Below are 23,749 nucleotides of genomic sequence, written 5' to 3' on the forward strand. Positions count from 1 at the left end.
TGTCCCGTTTTCAGGGTTCACTTCAAAATGGATCGGTGTTTTTCACATTACATTTTTTTATTTTTTAATAAAGAAGCTCCAGCAATTTCAGGATGTGTCATTTCAAATGGATCTAAAATAATATCCAATTCCTCTTCTGTCAGTACACCATGCTCTAAACATAACTCCCTAACAGATTTTCCTGTTTCAATTGCTTCACGTGCAATGCGAGATGCTGCTTCATAACCAATATGAGGATTAACTGCTGTAATAATTCCAACACTTTTCTCAACATATTGCTTCAGCAATTCTTCATTTGCTGTAATTCCTTCAATACAATATTCACGGAATACACGGAATCCGTTATTCATAATACTGATAGATTGAATTAAATTAAATACAAGCACAGGCTCCATTACATTTAACTCTAATTGCCCTGCTTCTGATGCTAAGCAAATTGTATGATCGTTTCCGATTACTTGGAATGCGACTTGGTTAATTACTTCTGCCATAACTGGATTTACTTTACCTGGCATAATAGATGAACCTGGCTGACGTGCTGGCAATTGAATTTCAGCTAACCCAACACGTGGTCCAGAAGCCATAATACGAAGATCGTTTGCAATTTTAGACATATTCATCATACATACTTTAAGTGCTGCAGATACTTCTGTGTATGCATCTGTATTTTGCGTTGCATCAACTAAATGCTCTGCACCAACAAGTGGGAATCCACTAAACGTTCTTAAATGTTTTACTACTTGTTCAATATACGTAGGATTTGCATTTAATCCTGTACCAACAGCTGTCGCCCCCATATTCACTTCATATAAATGTTGACGAGACTGTTTAATTCTTTTTATATCACGTTCAAGCACTCGGCTATACGCTTCAAATTCTTGTCCAAGGCGAATTGGAACTGCATCTTGTAAATGTGTGCGTCCCATTTTAATAACGTGATCAAACTCTTTTGCTTTTTTACGAAAAGCAGAATGAAGTTCTTCCATTGTAATAAGAAGCTCTTCTAACATCATAAGAGTTGCAATATGAATCCCTGTTGGAAACGCATCGTTCGTTGATTGGGCCATGTTCACATGAGTATTTGGGCTAATTTTCGCATATTCCCCTTTTTCATATCCAATACGTTCTAACGCTCTATTCGCAATTACTTCATTTGTATTCATATTAATAGAAGTTCCGGCTCCGCCTTGAATAGGATCCACAATAAATTGATCATGAAACTTTCCATCAACAATTTCTTGCGCTGCTTCTGCAATTTCATGTCCAATGTCCTTAGCTAAATAACCAGTATCTATATTCGCAAGTGCCGCCGCTTTTTTCACAATTGCCATTGCTGTAATGAGTGATGGATGAATGCGGTATCCTGTAATTGGGAAGTTTTCTACGGCACGTAATGTTTGTACACCATAATAAGCTGCACCTGGTACTTCTTTTTCACCTAAAAAATCTTTTTCTATACGTATATCCTTCGTTGCTATCATTTTTATCACCTATACTTTTTCATTCTAAATCCTTATCCAAAAAATCCGCCCTCTAAAAACACGAGTATCATTCAGAAGAATTTTTCAGTATCCACCTTCACTATATAGCACCTTTTTTGAAAGCGCAAACATTTATTTTTCTGCATATCCTTTTTATTAAAGTTTATAGAAAATCATTCTTCTACTTTCCTTATTTCCACTCGTTTAATTTGATGCATATCCTTTTCAAGGACTTTAAAATAAAAACCGTGTTTCTCAATAAGATCTCCTTCAGCAACGATTTGTTTTTGTACCATAATCCAGCCACCAATTGTATCTACATCATCAGCAATTAAATGTATGCCAAGCAAATCATTTACTTCACTAATAAGCACTTTTCCCTCTACAATTTTATACCCTTCACTTACATGCTCTATAGGCGGGTGTTCATCTTCATCGTATTCATCTCGAATTTCTCCAACAATTTCTTCTAAAATATCCTCTAGTGTAACAATCCCTGCTGTACCACCATATTCATCATACAATACAGCTAATGGAATGTGTTTTCTTTGCATTTGTAATAGTAAATCATGAATTGGAATATTTTCTAGCACTTCAATAACTGGCCTTGTATATGGCATAATCGAGCACTCTTCGTCCCGATTACCATCCATATAACGAATAAATAAATCTTTTACATTAACCATCCCAATAATTTCATCTTTATCTTCACCAAATACAGGATATCTCGTGTACTTTTCTTGTGCGATTACTTTAATATGTGTTTCAAATGGTTCGTCCTCATATAAGCCTACAACTTCCGTACGAGGTACCATAATTTCTTTTGCTACTCTATTATCAAATTCAAAAATATTATTTACATATTTAAATTCCCTTTGGTTAATCTCTCCGCTCTCATAGCTCTCAGATAAGATTAACCTTAATTCTTCTTCTGAATGAGCTACTTCATGTTCAGAAGCTGGATGTAATCCGAATAAGCCAGTTACAACCCTCGCTGAACCATTCAAAGCCCAAATAAACGGATACATAACTCGGTAAAAATAAATAAGTGGTTTCGATAACAATAAGCTAACTTGTTCTGCTTTTTGTATAGCAAATGTCTTTGGAGCAAGCTCCCCAATGACAACATGTAAAAATGTAATTACTGCAAAGGCAATAATAAATGAAACTGTACTAGAAATCGCAGGTGAGAATTTTAATTTTAAAAACAACGGCTCGAGTAAATGTTTAATGGTTGGTTCCCCTAACCACCCGAGCCCTAAAGCAGTAATTGTAATACCTAGCTGACAGGCCGATAAATATTCATCTAAATTTGAAGTTACCTTTTTAGCTGCCAGTGCACCTCGTCTTTTTTCGCTAACGAGTTGATCAATACGACTGCTACGTACCTTAATAATTGCAAATTCAACAGCCACAAAAAATGCTGTTAACCCAATAAGAATGACTACCATCAATAATTTTAAAATATCCACATATGTCCTTTAGCTTTCTTAGCTAAAGTTACACCTCCTTTTAAAAAGAAGTTTCACTTTAGTTTCTTCAATTATTTGAAAGCAACTCTATATAAAATCAACCAATTTTCAAACCTCATACAATTCTAAAGGTAAACCATCGGGATCTTGGAAAAAGACGAATTTCTTCCCCGTTATTTCATCAATACGGATCGATTCTGTCTCAACACCACATTGATTTAAATGCTTCACAGCTTCTTCTATATTTGTAACAGCAAATGCTAAATGTCTAAGACCTGCTGCTTCTGGAAAACTTTTGCGCTCAGGCGGATTTGGAAATGAAAATAATTCGATTTGATACTCTTCTCCTACACATAAATCTAATTTATAAGAATCTCGTTCCTTTCTATATACTTCATTTATTTCTTTAAATCTCAATATTCTAGTATAAAAATTTTTTGACGTCTCATAATTCGAACAAATAATTGCAACGTGATGCACTCTACATATATTCATACTCTCTCTATTCCTTTCTTTACCAAAGATGCATATTCTCCCTTGAAATGAAAAACATATATAGCAGAATATCTCTTTTAGGGGGCTTACCATGAAATTCATTACTTTTTTCATCGGACTAATTGTTGTTTTCTTGCTCGCTTATATTGCTAGCAATAATAAGAAGCATATTAAATTTAAACCAATTTTTATCATGCTTATTATACAGTTAATTTTAACCTATTTACTATTAAATACAGAAATCGGCCTCATACTTATTAGAATCATTTCTAGTTTGTTTACCAAGCTACTCGAGTATGCTGCTGATGGAATAAATTTCGTATTTGGTGGTCTTGCAAATAAAGGTGAAATGCCATTTTTCCTTACTGTATTATTACCAATCGTCTTTATTTCTGTTTTAATTGGTATATTACAACATTTCAAAATACTACCGTTTTTCATTCATTGGATTGGGTACTTTCTTAGTAAAATAAATGGTCTTGGGAAATTAGAATCTTACAACGCTATCGCCTCTGCCATTGTCGGCCAATCAGAAGTTTTTATTACAGTGAAAAAGCAATTAGCTCAAATTCCAAAACACCGTCTTTATACACTTTGTGCCTCTGCTATGTCAACCGTATCTATGTCTATCGTAGGTGCCTATATGACAATGATTGAGCCTAAATATGTAGTAACCGCACTCGTTCTTAATTTATTTAGCGGTTTTATTATCGTACTCATCATTAACCCTTACGACGTTAAAGATGACGAAGATATTTTAGAGATCAAAGGTGAAAAACAAAGCTTTTTTGAAATGCTTGGAGAATACATTCTTGATGGTTTTCGTGTAGCCATTGTTGTCGGCGCTATGCTCATTGGATTCGTTGCATTAATTAGTTGTATTAATGACCTGTTCCTCATTATATTCGGTATTACGTTCCAACAATTAATCGGCTACGTATTTGCACCTATCGCATTCCTTATCGGTGTACCAAGTTCTGAAATTGTCGCAGCTGGCAGCATTATGGCAACGAAGCTTGTAACGAATGAATTTGTCGCAATGATGGATCTTAGTAAAATTTCTAATAACCTTTCTCCCCGTACAGTTGGTATTATTTCTGTTTTCCTCGTGTCTTTTGCCAATTTTTCTTCCATTGGTATTATTTCAGGTGCGGTAAAAGGACTAAACGAGGAACAAGGAAACGTTGTTGCAAGGTTTGGCCTTAAATTACTATATGGAGCTACTCTCGTTAGCATTTTATCTGCAATTATCGTAAGCATTATGTTGTAATTAGGTAAAATTTTATCATTTTCTTATCCCTATCTTTTGTACACAATAACGAATAGATGTCTTATAAAGTGAAACTTTACTCAGAGGGGGATAGCCCCCTCTGAGTATTAGCCTTCACCAATCGGGCTTTTACGGGCAGTTAACTCCCACCTAACTTCCTTGCATTCGCTGGACTTTGAGGTGGGAGTTTTACTGCCCGTTAATGCGGGATAAATAATCAAGACATCTATTTTTTATACATGTACAATCGCTTTTATTTAGCGTAAAATATTTTTTATGTGTTTGAATACACTTCTAAATGTATACACTTTGATAGTTTTAAAGGAGAAAAAATGATGAAATCCGACACGAACAACAATACGCGAGCCAAAAAAGGACGCTCAAAGAAAAAACGCTTACTTTGGTTCCTTCTTATTCCATTACTAATTGTAGCACTTGGAGCAGGAGGCTACTCCTTCCATATATACAGTAAAGCAAAGTCCGTCTTAAATAATGCTTATGCTGAACTAGGTCGAGGAGATAAGTCCAGTAAACGCGAAAAAGCTGTTAAACCTATGACCGACAACATTTCCGTACTAATTATGGGTGTTGATGAAAGTGATATTAGGGAAAAAGGTTACGGAAAAGCAACTCGAACAGATGCGTTATTACTTGCAACAATTAATAAAAACGATAAATCCGTTAAACTTGTAAGCATTCCACGTGACTCACGCGTCTACATTAAGTCACGTGATAAATACGATAAAATTACACATGCTCACGTATTCGGTGGTGTAGACAGCACAATTGATACGGTAGAGAACTTTTTAGATGTTCCAGTTGATTACTATGTAAAATTCAACTTTAAATCCTTTATCAAAATTGTTGATTCTCTTGGTGGTATTACTGTGGACGTTCCAGTTGAGTTCACAGAGCAAAATAGTAAAGATGAAGCAGATGCAATTCATCTTAAAAAAGGACGTCAACATTTAAATGGAGAAGAGGCATTGGCGCTAGCTAGAACTCGTCATATCGATAGTGATTATATGCGTGGCCAACGACAACAGCTTGTATTAGAGGCCATTGCTGAAAAGGCACTATCTCTTAATTCCATTAATAAAATCGGTGGCCTACTAGACGCTGTCGATAAAGATTTAAAAACCAATTTAACGTTTGATGATATGATGACAATTACAAAAAATTCAATGGATTCAAATTTAAAAATGGAAAAAATGCAAGTAGAAGGTACAGATAAATATATAGGTGGTATTTATTATTACGTTCCAAATGAAAAAAGCGTCGATACTATTTCAACTACCCTTCAAAAACATCTCGGTGTTACGAATAAAAATGAACATAAAAAATTATAATAAAAAGGCTGCTAGATCTTTCTAGACAGCCTTTTTATTTTATTTTTCAACATATTTTTCATACACATTGTGACAAGAAGTGACAATTATTACAGCGATGTAACATTTTTTATGAAAACATTACACACACAGTGAAAATAATAGTATACTAGTACGTACATAATGTTATTTTCATCATTTTTATACAAAAAATGTAATACATATATTTATACATAAATTTCTGGGGGGAAATAAATGAAGCTAAGTAAAATACTGATCGGTTCTGCAATTGCTGGGGGCATATTACTTTGTGTAGGCGGTGTTGGGGGATATCAATATGTATCCAAATTAAATAATCAATTAAATACTACTGCATTACCAAATACTACATTTGAAGGTATTTCTCTCGATGGAAAAAATAAGAACGATATTCAAGCAATTATTAATCAAAAGGTAACTGAATTAGATCAAAAATCCCTTACCTACATATTCCAAAACGATAAACAAACTTACACATGGAAAGATTTAGGGATAAATTATAAAGAGAAAGATATTATTGACAAAATCTTTAAAGAACAAGAAGGAAACGTAATGAATCGTTACAAAATGCGGAAGCAAGCTGAAAACGGTGAATTAAAACGTGACTATAAATTAACACCACAATTAAATGCAACAGCTTATGAAACCTTTATAAAAGATAAATATAATGAAACATTAAAAAATCCTGTTAATGCGGAATTAAGTATTGAAGGCCCAACAGTAAATATTAGTCAAAGTCAAAACGGAGAAAAAATTGATAAAGGGAAGCTAAACGGTTTAACAAACGAAGCGATTACTACTGGTAAATCAGATGTTACATTGCCAGTTACATTCATAAAACCCGAACGTTCTACAGAAGACATACAGAAAATGGGTATTAAAGAAGTCATCGCTGAATATTCTACTCCAATGGCTGGCCGTAACGGAAATCAATCATTTAACGTAAATAAGTCAGCTAATACTTTAAGTGGGGTTATTGTCGCACCTGATGAAACATTTAGTTTTAACGGCCGCGTTGGCGTAACTGATGCTGCACATGGTTACAAATCTGCAGCAGTATATTCACAAGGTAAAGTAATACAAAGTGCAGGCGGAGGAGTTTGCCAAGTCAGTAGTACATTATACAGCGCAGCTTTAAGGGCAGATTTAGGTATTGTTTCTCGAAGTAATCATTCTATGCCGGTAAATTATTTACCACTTGGGCAAGATGCAGCAGTAGCAGATTATGGTCCAGATTTAAAATTTAAAAATAATACGGGCAATCATATTTATATTCAAGCATTTTCAAATGGGGGTAGTATTACTACACGCATTTTCGGTACAAATACTGGTAAAAATGTTGAAGTCTCTTCTCAAGTAATTAGTAGAAGTAGTGATAAAATAACAGCAGTTACGTATAAAAAAGTAACACAAAACGGGGAAGTAATATCAAATGGACAAATTTCAAAAAGCGTATATAAAAGCGCTCCAAAAGAATAGATAATATCCACCGAATAGCATAAAGAAAAAGGCGTGATTATATCACGCCTTTTTCTTTTGCAGTAATAGTAAAAAAGTTTCAAGATGGTCTTTCGTTTCTTCTAAAGACCACATACGATTGCCTTGCTTCGCAGCTAATACACACGCCTCTTCCCACGCGTTCTTTTTCTTCATATTTATTAATTCATCACGTAATTTCAAAACAATTTCTTCGTCTTCTTGTTCAATAAACTCTTCCATCACGCTTACTATTTCATCCTCATGAATACTTAACGTACAGTACGATTTAAGAAAGTATTGTAATGTCGTATACATAATGTACTCCCCCTTCTTATTTATCAGATGGATAAGAAGTAATAATCTTAAACCCTAATTCTCCTGACTTATCTCTCGCTAAAACAGTAACAGTTTTTACCAACTTGTCTTTTACACTCATATTTTTCTTTATTACCGTTTTTCCAACCGGGAATGAATGTGTTGTATTTAATACGAGACGAGCCTCTTTAGAATTTTTTAACCAGTCTTGAATTTCCTTATCATGCTGCTTCAAACTATCTTTTACAGCTTTCGTTGCTGTTTCCTTGTCATAGTATGTACTTGCTGCTGATACTTTATCTGTCTTCAAGCGATTCTTCAAATCTTCTTCTGATTTGCCTACATGTCTTTCAATCGTATGACCATTTTTAGGTGGTCCTTCCATTTCATCTAAAATATTATCACTAATTTTTTCTACTGATGTCGATTGATTCCCTGTTTGTTTCTCTGTTTTTTGTTCTTTTCCTGCACATCCACTTAAGATCAGCATTAGTGCCAATAAACTACTCAAGAAAAGACTGCTTATTCGTTTCATCATATCACCTCTTCCATGATTATTATCGTAACTTCACTAAAAGTCAATTTCACAACGAAAAAACCTATCAGTTTTCATTTTTTTCATCTATTTTCCTACACACTTTCACCAACACCCTATTTTCCGCCCCTCTTAATATATACCCCCTAAATTTTATGATTATTTCCCAAATAAAAATACCGATAATAAAACCATATAACCCTTTTAAACAAAGGGTTATTAAACTTTTTTGAAAATAACTTAAAATACCCCTATTTTTATATACCTAATACCCATATAAGGTATATAAATACCTTCTTATCAACATTTTCTACATTATGTAAATTTACCCTTGCCTATACAATCGAAATGTGGTGTAATGCAAAAAAAGATAAAGGATTTTAAACAATGGCTGAAACGATTCAAAATTTCTTAACAGAATACTATTCAATCGCAATTCCACTTAGTATCTTAATTAACATCATCATTAGTCTTTTAGGTGTTATTCCTAGCATCTTTTTAACCGCCATTAATATACAGCTCTTCGGTGTAACAAATGGCACAATCATCTCGATCGCAGGTGAGGCCTTAGGGGCTATTATCTCGTTTTATATTTACCGCATGGGCCTTCAAAAGTTCACTCACGATAAAGTAAATAAGTACCCAAAGGTAGAGCGTCTTCTTTATGTAGAAGGTAGAGAGGCCTTTCTACTCGTTCTATCGTTTCGATTGATACCTTTCATCCCATCAAGTATCGTGACTTTATTTGCAGCTCTAGGGAAAATGTCATTACTCTCCTTCAGTATTGCCAGTACAATAGGTAAAATACCGGCCTTATTGATTGAAGTATATTCGGCATACCAAGTCATGAACGGAACAAATGAAGCGAAGTGGATTGTGACAATCGCAGGTTGTATCGGATTATATTATTTGTGGAAAAAATGGAGAAAAAAATAAAGAAGGAGCATAGGCTCCTTCTTTATTTTTGAGGTATTTTATTAATAGCTATCCTTTAAATCCTTAGTTAATACCAACAGCACTAAATGATTGCTTAACCGCTGCTACTTCAGCAGAATTTGCACCATATAAGTCTGCAGCAGCTTGTACTGCACCAGCACGAGCTTGGCTAAATGTAGTAGATTGCGTGAAATACTGTGTATTTGCACGGTAGTAAATCGCACCTAATTTATCTTTACCGATACCAGTTACAGTTACACCAAAATGCGTACCGCCATTTGCTAATAAATAAGCTTGTTTATTAATAATGCCGCTGTTTGTATGAACGCCACCGTTATCACTTGAACCTGTGTAACGCTTAGAATAATGGTCTGGATCACCATATTTCGCTGGATCACTCATAGAGCGAAGCGCATCTCCTGCTTTACCAGGCGTGTAAATATCTTCACCAATCTCCCAATCTGGGTTACGGTTATCATAGAATTCTACTAAAGTACCAAAGATATCAGAAATCGCTTCATTTAATGCGCCTGATTCATTTTGATAAATTAAATTCGAGCTATTTTCCGTAACAGCATGCGTTAATTCGTGACCAATTACATCAATACCACCAGATAATGAAGTGAATGTTACACCATCACCATCTCCGTATACCATTTGTGAGCCATTCCAGAATGCATTATTATACTTACTTCCGTAATGAACTGTTGATTTTAATGGTGCTCCTGCATCATTAATAGAGTTTCTGTTAAATGTAGCTTTATAATAATCATATGTTCTACCTGCATAGTAATGAGCATCTACTGCCGCTGCATCATACGCTGCATTGAAAACATTATCCGCATCTGCCCATAATGTTCCTGGTAATGTTGAGCGGTTTTTCGCATCATATGTGAAAATCGTTGCCCCGCGCGTATTATCTTGTAAGTAGTAAGATGAACCAGATAATGTTGTATTAAGTGATTTCGTATCTCCTAATACACCTTTACCAGTTCCTACTTTATTTGTTCCTGTTACAGGTTTTACTACTGCTTTCGCATCCTGTTTAGGAGCCTCTTGCTTAACTGGTGACTTATCATCATTTGTCACATGATCAATTGTATTAAACTTATTTAATACTTTACCGCTGTCTGCTTCAATGAAATAGTAGTAGTTTCCTGGACTTGGATCTAAGAAGTTTAGATTTACAACGTATGCATATGTTGTTTCTTCACCATTTTGATATACATATAAGTCCGCTTTTGGTTCTACCTCATATTTCGGTGTCACACCTAAATCTTGCTGCGCGATTTCAATTGCTTTTGCGCCTTCAATCTTATTTTTATTTTTCAACTTTTCCTTTTTGTCTAAATCAGGTGCAACTGTTCCAGACAAAACTTTTAAAGAACCGTCTTTACTTACGTGAGCTACTTGAGTAGAACCCCATACAGGTACTCCTTCGTAAACTTGTTGCATACGTACTACTGTTGAATCAGTTACAGCATCTTTCTTCACTTGTTTCACTTTGAAAGAATCTTGCGCACTCTTTTCTCCTAGCTTGTAATCACCTTTTGCTGCGTTTAAGTAATCAAACACAACAGATTCTGCCTTCTTACCAGTTGCTTCAGTTAGATCACCAGAAATAAACTCAGGTGACTGCACCGTCTCATTGTACTTCTTCGTAGAGAGCACATTTTTAGAATCCGCAAACGCAGAGCCTGTCCCTCCAAAAGTTGTAACTGCCATTCCTGTCGCTAACACTAATGCTAAACTCTTCTTTTTCATATAACCTTCCCCCTAATAAAAAATTTTTTGAAAAAGAGTAGTTTCATATTAGCATTATGTTTCCACTATTAATATACTAAAAATTCAAATAATTATTTTCTCAAGTTTTGTAGAATTTTGAGGAACAAATATTGAAAAAAAACCCCTTTCCGATTGGAAAGGGGGATTATTATGAATTAACTTGTTCAACAGTTTTAGCTTGTTGACCAACAATATCAGGTTTACTGCTATACTGATGTATTCCTCCAGCAACTGTAAGAGTCACTATAAACGCTAATACTCCAAATACCATCTTTTTCATTTTTATTCCTCCTTATTATCATTCATCAAATCAATAACTAACCTATAATATCGATTACTTTCTTCAAATCTCGATAAATTTGAAAAATGTTCTGCTAGTTCAACGTATACTTTCTTTAATTCTATTTTATTTCCTGCAGATTTATACAACGGGATAGCCTCATTTTCCAAAAATAATTTATAATCTTTTGCTTCTTCAAAATATTTATATCTAAGCATTAAAAGCAAGTATAATTTTGCATTAAATCTCTCTTCTTGTTTCGCTGCATCAATTCCCTTATCAATTAACGCCCTTGCCTCGTCCAACTCTTCTAATTTAATGCATACTAATGCCATTTCATATATTGTATCTAAATAGTTTAAATCTATTTGTTTTTGAAGTTGTAGACTATCTAAATAATATTTTTTCGCTTGCTGATATTTTCCTTTTTTATAATAGATACTTCCCATATTACTTAAAGTAATAGCTAATAGTACATCCTTATCAGCAAAAGATGTGGCCTCTCTCAATATACTTTCATACATTTTTAAAGCTTCTTCATACTGACCTTTTTCTGTATAACTTACCGCAATAAGGATTTGGCAATTAATTATGTTTCTAAACTTATATTCACTACGAAATCCTTCTAATGCCATATTTACAAAATGAATTGCAAGATGATGAATATCTAAATGAGTATATGCAAGCGCTATATTATAATACAAGCCTGTTTCATGATACCCTTGTTCCTTGGCCATTACTTCTGTTTTTAATAAGTAATCTAGCCCATCCTTCCATCTATACTGTAAACAGCACAATAACCCTCTACTATACATATATAATAACTTCTGAAATGGAGAATATTTTTTATATACCTTCTTCAACTTATCTAATTCTTCTTCGAGTGCAGGAAAATCCCTTTTCATAATTAAATAACGTGTATACAGCAGTTTATAATAATTTATAATTTCAAAATCCAACACATGCTTCATTTCACCTTGCAACTCTTCATATATACGTTCTACTTGTTGCTTGTCCAAATGAACTAGTGCATTCAACCATTCATCCAGCTTCCCCTTCACATCTTCTTCTACATCTCTCAAATCCGTCACGGCAATTTCCAGTCTTGTGCAGAGCAATTGTAGAATTTCTTCTGATGCTTCGATCTTTCCATTTTCGATCTTACTTAAGTATGAGACAGAACAAATGCCCTGACATAGTTCTTCTTGTGTCATTTTTTGCTGGAGCCGTTTGTAAAAGACTTGTTTGCCTATTTTTTCTAATGTTTGTTGCATTGTCCTCCTCCATTCTCATTACCCCATTACTCTAATAATACATAAAATCGAGAGAAATATAAATTGATAAATGTTAATTTTCTAAAAAATATGCATAATTTCATTTTTTTCTCTCTTGACTTCACATCAATATCTCTTCTTTGCTACGAATGATGAAAAATTGGTATACTATAACCAAATTATGGAGGTGTTCTCGCGATGACTCATTATAAAGACGATAGTTATGCCTTACATACAGACCTATATCAAATCAACATGGCTTATACATATTGGAAAGATGGTATTCATAATCGCCGTTCTGTTTTTGATTTATATTTTCGAAAGCTTCCATTTGAGAATGGCTACGCTGTTTTTGCTGGCCTTGAGAAAATTGTAGAGTACATAGAAAATTTCAGTTTTACTGAAAGCGATATCGCTTATTTAGCAGAATTACAATTTGAAGAAGAATTCCTTCATTATTTACAAAATATGAAATTCACTGGGACGATTCGCAGTATGCAAGAAGGTGAAGTTGTATTTAATAACGAGCCTTTATTACGTGTTGATGCACCACTCGGTGAAGCACAAATTATTGAAACCGCCCTCTTAAATATTGTGAATTACCAAACATTAATTGCAACAAAAGCTGCTCGTATGAAACATGCTGCAAGTAATGATGAGCTTTTAGAGTTCGGCACAAGACGTGCCCATGAGTTCGATGCTGCCCTTTGGGGGACACGCGCTGCCTTTATTGGTGGTTTCTCCTCTACAAGCAACGTTCGTGCCGGAAAACGCTTCGGGATCCCTGTAGCTGGCACACATGCGCACTCTTTCGTTCAAGCATATCGCGATGAATACGTCGCATTTAAGAAATACGCTGAAACTCATAAAAAGTGCGTCTTTCTCGTTGATACATATGACACATTGAAATCTGGTGTTCCAAATGCGATTCGCGTCGCAAAAGAATTTGGAGATCGTATTGATTTCTATGGCATTCGTCTTGATAGTGGTGATATGGCTTATTTATCTAAAAAGGCAAGAAAACTACTAGATGAAGCAGGATTTACAAATACAAAAATTATCGCTTCTAGCGATTTAGATGAATACACAATTATGCACCTTAAATCTCAAGGGGCAAAAATTGACGTATGGGGCGTTGGGACAAAATTAATTACGTCCTTTGAGCAACCTGCATTAGGAGCTGTTTACAAACTAGTTGCGATTGAAGATACTGACGGAAAATTAAATGATACGATTAAAATTTCATCTAACCCTGAAAAAATTACCACTCCAGGACTGAAACGAATTTATCGTATTATCAATCGTGTTAACGATCATGCAGAAGGTGATTATATTGCGTTAGATTCTGAAGAACCTGGAAAAGAAGAGCGCTTAAAAATGTTCCATCCAGTTCACACATATATAAGTAAATTCGTAACAAACTTTGAAGCCCGTGAACTGCATAAAGACATTTTCGTTAACGCTGAAAGAACATATGAACTACCAAGTATATTAGATATTCAACAATATAGTGCACAGAGTCTCGCTCTATTTTGGGAAGAATACATGCGAACTTTAAATCCCGAAGAGTATCCTGTCGATTTAAGCCAAGAATGTTGGGATCATAAAATGAATTACATCCAAACTGTTCGAGAACAAGTTGAAAAAAACATACAAAAGTAAACAGAGAAGTTTCTCCTTCTCTGTTTTTTCAATACTATATGGATATTTGTAAAAAATATATTAAAATAATAAGACGAATGTGTTTTATTTGTAAATTTTAATATTACACTATTTAAAAGTAAAATAATATTTGATATTATTTTATTAAATCAATTTCAACAAAATCACTAATAAAAAAGAGGACGCAGGTTGCGTCCTCTTTTTTATAAATCTTTCACTCGTAATACACGCATTGCATTTAACACTGCAAGTAGTGTCACACCAACATCTGAGAAAACAGCTTCCCACATTGTTGCAATACCAAAGGCACCAAGTAATAGAACAATCCCTTTTACACCTAAAGCAAAGATGATATTTTGCCACACTATACTTCTTGTGCGTTTTGCAATTTTTACAGCTGTCGCAATTTTTGAAGGCTCATCAGTCATAATAACGATGTCTGCCGCTTCAATTGCTGCATCTGATCCTAAACCACCCATCGCAATACCAACGTCTGCACGGGCTAATACTGGTGTATCGTTAATACCGTCACCAACGAAGGCAATTTTTTCTTTTCCGTGCTTCGCTGCATCAATTTTTTCAATCTCTTCTACTTTTTGTTGCGGTAGTAATTCCGCATGAACTTCATCTAAGCCCAATTCTTTACCGACAGCTTCACCAACTGTTTTTGCATCACCAGTTAACATTACTGTCTTTTTAATACCTAGTTCTTTTAACTTTTGAATCGCTTGTTTCGAATCCTCTTTTACCTCATCAGAGATAACAATATAACCTGCATATTTTCCATCTACAGCAACGTGAACTAATGTACCTACTGTTTCTGGTTGTTTAAATTCAATATTTTCTTTTCTCATTAATTTTGCATTACCTGCAAAAATTTCTTTTCCTTGTACTTTCACGACTGTACCGTGACCAGAAATTTCGTTATAATCATCGATTATTTTTTCATCAATTGATTTTCCATATGCCTTTCGAATAGATTGGGCAATCGGATGGTTAGAATACACTTCAGCAAATGCCGCATACTCTAATAACTCTTCACTTGTAGTACCTTCGCTCGGTTCCATTTTTGTAACTTTGAAAACACCTTTTGTTAATGTTCCTGTTTTGTCAAAAACAATATATTTCACATCATTTAAAGCTTCTAAATAGTTACTACCTTTTACTAACACACCACTTTTAGATGCACCACCGATACCTCCAAAGAATCCAAGAGGAATGGATACAACTAACGCACATGGACAAGAGATTACTAAGAACACTAAAGCTCTATAAATCCACTCAGAGAATGTAGCTCCTTCTAAAATAAGCGGTGGAATAAACGCCATGATCGCCGCTGTAATAACTACAACTGGAGTGTAGTAACGCGCAAACTTCGTAATAAAGTTTTCTGTTGGTGCTTTTTTACTGCTTGCATTTTGAACTAAATCTAAAATTTTCGATACAGTTGATTCACCGAATTCTTTTGTAACTTCAATTGTTAATACACCGTTTTGGTTCACAAAGCCACTTAATACATCATTTCCAACTTCAACTTCACGTGGTACAGATTCACCAGTTAATGCCGAAGTATCTACCATTGATGTTCCTTCAATTACTTTTCCGTCTAATGGTACTTTCTCACCTGGCTTAACGATAATATAATCGCCAATTTGTACATCTTCTGGCGATACTTGTTTCGTTTCATTCCCAACCTTTACATTCGCATAATCAGGACGAATATCCATTAATGAAGTAATTGATTTTCGAGAGCGGTTTACCGCAATGCTTTGGAATAGTTCTCCTACTTGATAAAATAGCATTACTGCTACAGCTTCTGAATATTGCTGAATTGCAAAGGCTCCTACAGTTGCAATTGCCATTAAGAAGTTTTCATCAAATACTTGGCCGCGAGTTATGTTTCTTACCGCTCTCCAAACGATATCTCCACCTATTAATAAATAAGCAAGGACGAATAACGGAATTGTTACCATTTGTGGTAAGCTCGCTAATGCAGCAATTGCTGTCAAAATTCCGCCGACCACTAATCTCCCTACCATCTTTTTCACGTTTGCTTCACCATGATCGTGACTATGTCCGTGGTCATGACCGTTCTTCTCTTCACGAACAACTTTCACATCTGGCTCTAACTTTTGAACGACATTTGTTATATTTACTACAGTCGCTTCTAGTTCTCTTTTATTCGCAATTTCTACTCGTAGTTTCTTCGATACGAAATCAACAGTTGCTTCTGAGACAGCTGGCATTTCCTTAACTTTATTTTCAATTTTCATTGCACAGTTCGCGCAATCTAAACCTTCTAATATAAATACTTCTTTAGCAATTTTATTTTTTTGTTCTTCTTGCACTTTAATATGCGGTTCTAATTTTGTAACGAGTTGTTTTGCTTCCGTAACAACTTCGTTTTCTTTATTTTGTGCTGTTTCTAAGATCATTGTCTTTGTTGCGAAGTTTACAGAGCAAGAATTTACTCCTTCTATATTCCCAACACCTTTTTCAATTTTCATTGCACAGTTCGCACAATCTAAACCTTCTAACATCAGTTTCTTTTTCACTAATGCTTCAGCCATCGTTCTCCCTCCTCGCGTTCTTTTTATTCTTCTTCGTTTACGTGCTCAAACGCTTGCTCGAAGATATGAATTACGTGCTGGTCAGCTAACGAATAATAAACAACCTTTCCTTCTTTACGATTCTTTACAAGTTTCGCTTGCTTTAACACACGAAGCTGATGCGAAATAGATGATTGTGTCATTCCTAATAAATAAGCTAAATCACAAACGCACATTTCAGCTTCAAATAGCGCATGTAATATTCTCGTACGTGTACGGTCACCTAATACTTTAAATAGTTCTGCTACTTTACTTAAACTTTCATCAGTTGGAATTGTTTGTTTTACTTGCTCAACAACTTCTTCATGAATTATTGTTTGAGAACATGTCTCTTGTGGTGTTTCCACTTTATTTCCAGCCATTATAGCTCACCTCTTTAATTGAACATATGAACAATCATTCATATATCTTATACTCTTATTATATGAGCGCCTACTCATATGTGTCAATGAAATCTGAATTTTTTTATGAACATTCCGTTCACATTTTAGTAAGGCATATACATATTTTCCGCATCCTCTATATTCTCATACAAAAAAGGATGTACAATTCGCACACCCCTTTTTACTTACTTTTTATTTTTCACCGCATCCACAATTAAAGAAACAAATCCTAACTGATTATCCCGATTTCTATGGTCAAAACGTTTCGATCGATAAATAAATCCATCTTTCTCATTCCAATCATTATAGTGAAACTTACCATTCTCATCACAGTATTCTAAGAGCCTCACTTGAAAACCTGCTGATTCAAACATGGACGTGATTGTTTTATAGTTATGAACAATTTTATGGCTTGCTGCTGGATGCTCTAATGGACCAGGTCCACCTATTTGTACACCCTGCTGATATTCTTCATCTGGAAAAAATCCATCTGGTACTGCACAACGAATATATCCATTCTCCATTAAAAACTCATAACAAATTTTTGCAGCTTCAATTCCTTCTTCGTACGATAAATGCTCCCATACATGTTCCGCTAAAATTGCTGATAAAGAATTGGGTTTCACTTTATCAAGCCAAGTTTCTCTTCGCAATAAATTTAATTCTTCTTCATTCGTATGTAACCAACCAGGATTATTATTATACCCCTCTGCTCCAACAACAACTTTCGTTTCTCGCATTTTGCTCCCACCCTTTTTTCATATTCCGACATAAAAATTCGATAAAGTTACCTTTCTTTCCTTTTTTATCCAAAAGAAAAACCTTGCGCGCTCCCTAGACGCACAAGGCTTACTATTTTATATCCCTTTAATTAGCTTGATCTAAATTATCCTGCGAACTTCCATCGTCTTTTAAATGACTATGTTTTTTCGAATAAACAAAGTATACAACTACTCCAATCGCTAACCAAATACCAAAGTATATCCATGTTGTTAACGGTAAATTTACCATTAAGAATAGACAACATGCAATTGAAATAATCGGTAAGATCGGTACAAGTGGTACCATAAATCCACGTTGTAATTTCGGATGCGTTTTACGAAGAATGATAACAGTTACACCAACCATGGCGAATGTTAATAACGCTCCAATATTCGCTAAATTCGACAATTCTTTTAAATCGATAAATCCAGCAATTAAAGCACTACCAATTCCTGTTAACCAAACTGAAAATGTTGGCGCTTCAGTCTTCTTGTTAATTTTCGCAAAAGATTTTGGTAATAAACCGTCACGACTCATTGCGAAGAATACACGTGTTGTCGCATAAATGTAAGCGAAAATTACAGCCATAATACCGATTACAGCTCCAATAGCAATTACACCAGCCACTTTATCTTGTCCTACAACTTCTAACACATATGCCATAGCTTCAGGTACATCTAATTCCTTATAAGAAACCATGCCTGTCATAACGAGACAAACTACAACATAAATGATTGTACAAATAACTAACGAAGCAATAATACCAATTGGTAGATCACGTTGCGGATTTTTTACTTCTTCAGCAGAAGTTGCTAATGCATCAAATCCTAAGAAAGCAAAGAATACTGCTGCTCCCCCTGCGAACACTCCACTTAAACCGTAAGGTGCAAATGGTATCCAGTTTTCTGGTTTCACGTAGAATACACCAACTGCAATGAATAAAACAACAATACCAATTTTAATTAATACCATTATGTTATTCACACGCTTACTTTCTTTCGTACCTCGTGATAATAACCAAGTTATCACTAACGTAACGATAACTGCTGGTAAGTTTACCATACCACCTTGCGCTGGAATTGTTAGCAACGCTTTCGGAATTTCAAGTCCCAGTCCACTCACTAAATTATTGAAATAACCAGTCCATCCGCCAGCTACTGCGGCAGTCGTTACGACATATACGGATAGTAATGTCCATCCCATTAAATGAGCAACAAACTCACCAATTGTTGCATACGAATATGTGTACACACTACCTGAAACAGGAAGTGTAGATGCAACTTCTGCATAACATAATGCTGCAAATCCACAAACAATTGCTGCAATCATAAATGAAAAAATAACTGCTGGACCAGCATCTCTTGCTGCTACTAATCCAGTTAATACTAGAACTCCTGTACCAATTATCGCACCAATCCCTAGCATTGTTAGGTCAAATGCCCCTAGCGTTTTCGTCAAAGTTTTACTTTTACTTTCCCCTAACAATTGCGTAACGGATTTCTTTTTAAATAGGTTGGCCACGATGTATGCCCCCTTTTACTAAGAAGAGCTAAGAGGTATTATCTCTTAGCTCTTATCATGTTGTATTATATATTGTTCGATTTTGTTTTGTATAATGCTTCTATTAGCAAGATACTGTTTCTGCTTCTAATAATTCTTTAGCACCTTTGTACTCTACACCGTGAGCTTCTGCAACTGCTTCAAATGTTACATAGCCATCTAATGTGTTAATACCTTTTAGTAATGCAGAGTTGCCTAGGCAAGCTTCTTTGTAGCCTTTGTTAGCAATTTGTACTGCATATGGTACTGTTACGTTTGTTAATGCAAGAGTTGATGTACGTGGAACCGCACCTGGCATGTTTGCAACTGCATAATGAACAACGCCGTGTTTTTCGTAAGTTGGGTTATCATGAGTTGTAATACGGTCAGTTGTTTCGAAAATACCACCTTGGTCAATCGCGATATCTACAACAACAGAACCTGGTTCCATTGATTTAATCATTTCTTCTGTTACAAGTTTTGGCGCTTTTGCACCTGGGATTAATACTGCACCGATTACAAGATCAGACTCTTTTACAGCTTCTGCAATATTGTAAGGATTAGACATTAAAGTTTTTACTTGGTTTCCGAAAATGTCATCTAATTGACGAAGACGTTCTGCACTTAAGTCGATGATTGTTACATCCGCACCTAGTCCAACTGCAATTTTAGCAGCATTTGTACCAGCTTGTCCACCACCGATGATTGTTACTTTACCACGTTTAACTCCTGGAACACCTGCAAGTAAGATACCTTTACCGCCTTTGTTTTTCTCAAGGAATTGCGCACCAATTTGTGCAGCCATACGACCAGCTACTTCACTCATAGGTGCAAGTAATGGTAGAGAACGGTTTTCTAATTGTACTGTTTCGTATGCAATCGCAACAACTTTCTTCTCAATTAACGCTTTTGTTAATTCTGGCTCTGGAGCTAAGTGTAAGTATGTGAATAAGATTAAGCCTTCACTGAAGTGTTTGTATTCGCTTTCAATTGGTTCTTTAACTTTCATAACCATTTCCATGTTCCAAGCTTCTTCAGCTGTATCAACAATTTTCGCTCCCGCTTCAACATACTGAGCGTCTGTGAAACCAGATCCTAAACCTGCACCCTTTTGAATGAATACTTCGTGATTGTTACGAATTAAATGTACAACACCTGCTGGTGTCATTGCCACACGGTTTTCGTTGTTTTTAATTTCTGCTGGTACCCCAATACGCATAATGAAATGCCCCCTTATAATTAACAGAAAAAAGAGATTCTTTTTTCTTTTTGTAATAATTAATAACTTATGTCCTTATTCTAGCATAACTTAAAAGTTATGAAAACGCTAACATATCATTTTTCTAAAGTTTATATATTTAGAATAGTGTAAATATATAAAACATTGATTCTATTAGGGGTTTCGTGACATTCCATTATCTTTCACTCAATTTTTATTATACTTCTTCAAAATAAACAGTAATCATTTATTATTTGACAATAATGTAACAATGTAAAAAACTAAGCGATAACGTATACATATACAGTTATTACTTTACTTAATACTTTAGAGATATATTCTTTTCACAAAAAAACAGCTGCTAGCATTTAGCTAGCAGCTGGGTAACTTATAAATAATTTTAAAAACAAATCATCTGTCGTTTCAGTAATTTTATCAAACAGATCACTTTCTTCCGCTTCTTGCTCTTTTAACATCTTAATTGTTTCACGTGCATCTTCAGGGTAATCAGTTATGATACCATCTACGTTTAACTTATAATATGCCTTTAAATTTTCCATATCATTTACTGTCCATACGTAAATTGGTTTGTTTAACTTCCTTGCTTCTTTTACTAATTTCTTATTTAACATATATTCTTCTGCTACGTAAAAGTCAGCCTTCACATTCTTTAAGTTAGCTCTACTTGCATACAATATATACCCTACTTTTATATCTGGATTTGCACGCTTAAACTCTTTAATAAGCGGATAGTGTAACGTTTGAATTACACATTGCTTCTCAAATTCATTATCTTTAATCGTTTTTAAGACTTTGTTTACAAAGTCTTTTTCGCCCCCATGAAGCTTCACTTCTATATTAAGTTTGATTTTGCCATTTGCTAGCTTAATGATTTCATCAAGTGTACTTATTTGTCCTGAAAGTCCATCTTGACTAAGGGTAAGCTGCCTTAACTCAGCCATCGTTAAATCTGACACATGCACATTTGCATTTGCGAGACGTTTCAGCTTCAAATCATGTATAACCGCTAGTTCACCGTCTTTCGTTTGTAATACATCTATTTCAGCGTAGTCTGCTTTTGCATCAATAGCACCTTGCACAGCTTCTTTCGTATTTTCTACGCCTTTTGATATATACCCGCGGTGCGCCATAATAATTGGTTCTTTATACGAATTTGAAATAAACGTTACAATGAAGGCAACAACCATTCCGGCAGTAATAATCCCCACAATATATACGCCAATAAATTTCCAGCGATGTTTTTGGAAGAAACATTTATCTGCTTTCGTTTTCGAATAATCTAATCCTTCTTCTAATAAAACATCTTCAACCGGTACCTTTTGTAAGTATAATCGCGTAATCGCCATAATATAAAATGGCGTCACGATAAAACTAAATAAATACAACGTACTCGTTAAAAATACAGAAATCGTTGATTCAGCTAATAATGCAAATGTTCCTTTCGGGTTTGTAAATTCATAAACACCCCATAGGCACAATAAATATATTCCCAAAAATACGACATATACAATTCCAATTGAAATAAAAAATCCTACTAAAAAGAGTAGTACTTTAAAAAAGCTTTCCTTTACTAAATTTGCACTTTTACGTGCTGCCACGCGAAATGATTTTTGCTCTAAAACAACAATAGGTAGAACGAAAATCCATCGAAGATTCAAATACGCGACTACAGCAAAGAACGTGTAATAACCAACTTGCCCCATCGTTGTCTTAAACAGTTCTCCTGTAATAAAGTTAGGAATTTGAATTTGCGGGATTAATGCCGTTTCATATCCCATATTTAAAAGAGGCAACAATACGACAGCATATAAAATAAATCCTGGTAAGCAATATGTGAAAAGAGTAGGTAAATACGTTACCGTTTTATATAAAATCGGACGTAATTTCACCTTCTGTCTTTTATGAGCGAAATACGAAATAATAATAAGCACCGCAAATTCTGTAAAGATAAGAAACAGTGCTAACAATGACAAAATTACAATTGCTAAGATGCCATAAGGCGTCTTTAAAAACGCTAATAATTCATCATTTGTCGCATTTGCATAACCACCAAAATACAATAACTTATTAAAAATGATTCCAAATAGTGGAACAAACACAATCGCTGCTAATAATTTATAAGCAAGTTGAAAAGTTAATACATTCCAAAAAGCAAATTTAACTGTTTGAAAGGAATGTCTCATTACTCCTGGTATAGATAGTTTTTTACGGTGTTGCATATATTCCTCCAAATTCTAAAACGGTATTTGAGATGGATTCCACATTTCCAGTTCTAATCCATCTTTTTAATAATAATATATTCCGCTTAACATGAACACTCTTATACATATAATGAAAAAAGTGATGGCTACTTCCCATCACTTTTTCATTTATTCTATTTTTTCTCTAACCCTTGTCCAAATGCTTTCAAGAAGCTAAAACCGAATGTAATAGCTCTATTGATATCTGGATCTTTTAATACTTTAAAGAAATCCATCACTTTTGTTTTTTTACCACTATTTAATTCGTCTGTTGCAAATTGCAATCCTGTAACTAAACTTGACGTAATTTGCTTCGTTATTTCTGGGTCAACTGAAGATAACGCTTCTCCTGCCCCCATCATATTGTTTAACGCATTTTTAACGGGTTCACGATTTAATTGCTCCACAGCGATTTTTGAAACATCTTCCTTCGCAGCAAGTAAACTAATTGCCGCATCTAATATACCAGCCTTCTGCAACTGTGCTAAAAGCTGCATCGTTTCTTCTACTGCTTCACGATTATTAGATAGCTCATTTAGAAGTTCATCTGCTACTTGCTGTTTCTGTTCTTCCTCTGTTACAACTTTCTTTTTAATTACAGTAATTTCTTTCGCCACTATCTCCG

Annotated in this window: 20 protein-coding genes; 5 read left to right on the forward strand and 15 right to left on the reverse strand. The window is 34.7% G+C overall.

The window, feature by feature from the left end:
• Positions 1-47 precede the first annotated feature (47 nt).
• The 3 genes from aspA to RT27_RS06020 form a co-directional block, all read right to left on the reverse strand.
• Complete coding sequence (gene aspA / locus RT27_RS06010; RefSeq protein WP_043935524.1) at positions 48-1,481, reverse strand: aspartate ammonia-lyase; 1,434 nt, start codon at positions 1,479-1,481, stop codon at positions 48-50.
• A gap of 173 nt (positions 1,482-1,654) precedes the next feature.
• Entirely contained in the window at positions 1,655-2,953 is a 1,299-nt protein-coding gene (locus tag RT27_RS06015; protein WP_043935525.1) for a hemolysin family protein, read from the reverse strand.
• Between the two features lie 108 nt (positions 2,954-3,061).
• Positions 3,062-3,448: a VOC family protein gene (locus RT27_RS06020; protein ID WP_043935526.1), complete on the reverse strand. Its 387-nt coding sequence runs from the start codon at positions 3,446-3,448 to the stop codon at positions 3,062-3,064.
• A 91-nt stretch (positions 3,449-3,539) separates the two neighbouring features.
• On the opposite strand from RT27_RS06020, the gene RT27_RS06025 reads away from it, so the two are divergent.
• The 3 genes from RT27_RS06025 (at position 3,540) to RT27_RS06035 (ending at position 7,564) form a co-directional block, all read left to right on the forward strand.
• Complete coding sequence (locus RT27_RS06025) at positions 3,540-4,718, forward strand: nucleoside transporter C-terminal domain-containing protein (protein ID WP_016083566.1); 1,179 nt, start codon at positions 3,540-3,542, stop codon at positions 4,716-4,718.
• A gap of 332 nt (positions 4,719-5,050) precedes the next feature.
• Positions 5,051-6,067, forward strand: a complete 1,017-nt coding sequence (locus RT27_RS06030; protein ID WP_002163841.1) for an LCP family protein — start codon at positions 5,051-5,053, stop codon at positions 6,065-6,067.
• 234 nt (positions 6,068-6,301) lie between these two features.
• Positions 6,302-7,564 (forward strand): VanW family protein, encoded by a 1,263-nt coding sequence (locus RT27_RS06035; protein ID WP_043935527.1) that lies wholly within the window; start codon positions 6,302-6,304, stop codon positions 7,562-7,564.
• 42 nt (positions 7,565-7,606) lie between these two features.
• On the opposite strand, the gene RT27_RS06040 is transcribed toward RT27_RS06035, so the two are convergent.
• Positions 7,607-7,879 (reverse strand): hypothetical protein, encoded by a 273-nt coding sequence (locus RT27_RS06040; RefSeq protein WP_000288803.1) that lies wholly within the window; start codon positions 7,877-7,879, stop codon positions 7,607-7,609.
• 16 nt (positions 7,880-7,895) lie between these two features.
• Positions 7,896-8,414: an RNase A-like domain-containing lipoprotein gene (locus tag RT27_RS06045; protein ID WP_029441540.1), complete on the reverse strand. Its 519-nt coding sequence runs from the start codon at positions 8,412-8,414 to the stop codon at positions 7,896-7,898.
• Positions 8,415-8,801: 387 nt separating this feature from the next.
• Between RT27_RS06045 and RT27_RS06050 the strand changes: the two genes are divergently transcribed.
• Positions 8,802-9,350 carry a VTT domain-containing protein gene (locus tag RT27_RS06050; RefSeq protein WP_016083570.1) on the forward strand — a complete coding sequence of 183 codons (549 nt, stop codon included), beginning with the start codon at positions 8,802-8,804 and terminating at the stop codon, positions 9,348-9,350.
• A 63-nt stretch (positions 9,351-9,413) separates the two neighbouring features.
• Here the strand turns inward: RT27_RS06050 and RT27_RS06055 are convergent, their stop codons facing one another.
• The 3 genes from RT27_RS06055 to RT27_RS06060 form a co-directional block, all read right to left on the reverse strand.
• Positions 9,414-11,114 (reverse strand): M4 family metallopeptidase, encoded by a 1,701-nt coding sequence (locus RT27_RS06055; RefSeq protein WP_029441539.1) that lies wholly within the window; start codon positions 11,112-11,114, stop codon positions 9,414-9,416.
• 169 nt (positions 11,115-11,283) lie between these two features.
• Positions 11,284-11,415 carry a quorum-signaling peptide NprX gene (gene nprX / locus RT27_RS32915; protein ID WP_000738912.1) on the reverse strand — a complete coding sequence of 44 codons (132 nt, stop codon included), beginning with the start codon at positions 11,413-11,415 and terminating at the stop codon, positions 11,284-11,286.
• Positions 11,416-11,417: 2 nt separating this feature from the next.
• Positions 11,418-12,689, reverse strand: a complete 1,272-nt coding sequence (locus tag RT27_RS06060; protein ID WP_001187958.1) for a tetratricopeptide repeat protein — start codon at positions 12,687-12,689, stop codon at positions 11,418-11,420.
• Between the two features lie 198 nt (positions 12,690-12,887).
• On the opposite strand from RT27_RS06060, the gene RT27_RS06065 reads away from it, so the two are divergent.
• Entirely contained in the window at positions 12,888-14,351 is a 1,464-nt protein-coding gene (locus RT27_RS06065; protein ID WP_043935529.1) for a nicotinate phosphoribosyltransferase, read from the forward strand.
• A gap of 203 nt (positions 14,352-14,554) precedes the next feature.
• Here RT27_RS06065 and RT27_RS06070 read toward each other — a convergent pair whose 3' ends face one another.
• From RT27_RS06070 to RT27_RS06100, 7 genes are all read right to left on the reverse strand, one after another.
• Positions 14,555-16,921 carry a heavy metal translocating P-type ATPase gene (locus RT27_RS06070; RefSeq protein ID WP_043935530.1) on the reverse strand — a complete coding sequence of 789 codons (2,367 nt, stop codon included), beginning with the start codon at positions 16,919-16,921 and terminating at the stop codon, positions 14,555-14,557.
• A 23-nt stretch (positions 16,922-16,944) separates the two neighbouring features.
• Positions 16,945-17,322, reverse strand: coding sequence for a metalloregulator ArsR/SmtB family transcription factor (locus RT27_RS06075; RefSeq protein ID WP_000918378.1), 378 nt, complete (start codon positions 17,320-17,322; stop codon positions 16,945-16,947).
• 206 nt (positions 17,323-17,528) lie between these two features.
• Complete coding sequence (locus RT27_RS06080; protein WP_043935532.1) at positions 17,529-18,083, reverse strand: protein distantly related to SAM-dependent methyltransferase; 555 nt, start codon at positions 18,081-18,083, stop codon at positions 17,529-17,531.
• Between the two features lie 127 nt (positions 18,084-18,210).
• Complete coding sequence (locus RT27_RS06085; protein ID WP_001284896.1) at positions 18,211-19,626, reverse strand: amino acid permease; 1,416 nt, start codon at positions 19,624-19,626, stop codon at positions 18,211-18,213.
• Positions 19,627-19,729: 103 nt separating this feature from the next.
• On the reverse strand, positions 19,730-20,863 hold the full coding sequence (ald, locus tag RT27_RS06090) for an alanine dehydrogenase (RefSeq protein ID WP_001219741.1): 1,134 nt from the start codon (positions 20,861-20,863) through the stop codon (positions 19,730-19,732).
• 368 nt (positions 20,864-21,231) lie between these two features.
• A complete protein-coding gene (locus tag RT27_RS06095) occupies positions 21,232-23,103 on the reverse strand; it encodes a glycerophosphodiester phosphodiesterase (RefSeq protein WP_001164720.1) in 1,872 nt (623 codons plus the stop codon).
• Between the two features lie 155 nt (positions 23,104-23,258).
• Positions 23,259-23,741 (reverse strand): DUF1641 domain-containing protein, encoded by a 483-nt coding sequence (locus RT27_RS06100; protein WP_001040540.1) that lies wholly within the window; start codon positions 23,739-23,741, stop codon positions 23,259-23,261.
• Positions 23,742-23,749 lie beyond the last annotated feature (8 nt).

The organism is Bacillus sp. L_1B0_5 (assembly GCF_000836715.1).
In the GTDB taxonomy this organism is placed as follows: domain Bacteria; phylum Bacillota; class Bacilli; order Bacillales; family Bacillaceae_G; genus Bacillus_A; species Bacillus_A thuringiensis_S.

Coding starts and splice junctions, on each gene's coding strand:
- RT27_RS06050 (WP_016083570.1), top strand. CDS start 8,802: ATGGCTGAAACGATTCAAAATTTCTTAACAGAATACTATTCAATCGCA.
- ald (WP_001219741.1), bottom strand. CDS start 20,863: ATGCGTATTGGGGTACCAGCAGAAATTAAAAACAACGAAAACCGTGTG.
- RT27_RS06070 (WP_043935530.1), bottom strand. CDS start 16,921: ATGGCTGAAGCATTAGTGAAAAAGAAACTGATGTTAGAAGGTTTAGAT.
- nprX (WP_000738912.1), bottom strand. CDS start 11,415: ATGAAAAAGATGGTATTTGGAGTATTAGCGTTTATAGTGACTCTTACA.
- RT27_RS06065 (WP_043935529.1), top strand. CDS start 12,888: ATGACTCATTATAAAGACGATAGTTATGCCTTACATACAGACCTATAT.
- aspA (WP_043935524.1), bottom strand. CDS start 1,481: ATGATAGCAACGAAGGATATACGTATAGAAAAAGATTTTTTAGGTGAA.
- RT27_RS06060 (WP_001187958.1), bottom strand. CDS start 12,689: ATGCAACAAACATTAGAAAAAATAGGCAAACAAGTCTTTTACAAACGG.
- RT27_RS06055 (WP_029441539.1), bottom strand. CDS start 11,114: ATGAAAAAGAAGAGTTTAGCATTAGTGTTAGCGACAGGAATGGCAGTT.
- RT27_RS06080 (WP_043935532.1), bottom strand. CDS start 18,083: ATGCGAGAAACGAAAGTTGTTGTTGGAGCAGAGGGGTATAATAATAAT.
- RT27_RS06030 (WP_002163841.1), top strand. CDS start 5,051: ATGATGAAATCCGACACGAACAACAATACGCGAGCCAAAAAAGGACGC.
- RT27_RS06025 (WP_016083566.1), top strand. CDS start 3,540: ATGAAATTCATTACTTTTTTCATCGGACTAATTGTTGTTTTCTTGCTC.
- RT27_RS06040 (WP_000288803.1), bottom strand. CDS start 7,879: ATGTATACGACATTACAATACTTTCTTAAATCGTACTGTACGTTAAGT.
- RT27_RS06075 (WP_000918378.1), bottom strand. CDS start 17,322: ATGGCTGGAAATAAAGTGGAAACACCACAAGAGACATGTTCTCAAACA.
- RT27_RS06035 (WP_043935527.1), top strand. CDS start 6,302: ATGAAGCTAAGTAAAATACTGATCGGTTCTGCAATTGCTGGGGGCATA.
- RT27_RS06095 (WP_001164720.1), bottom strand. CDS start 23,103: ATGCAACACCGTAAAAAACTATCTATACCAGGAGTAATGAGACATTCC.
- RT27_RS06020 (WP_043935526.1), bottom strand. CDS start 3,448: ATGAATATATGTAGAGTGCATCACGTTGCAATTATTTGTTCGAATTAT.
- RT27_RS06045 (WP_029441540.1), bottom strand. CDS start 8,414: ATGAAACGAATAAGCAGTCTTTTCTTGAGTAGTTTATTGGCACTAATG.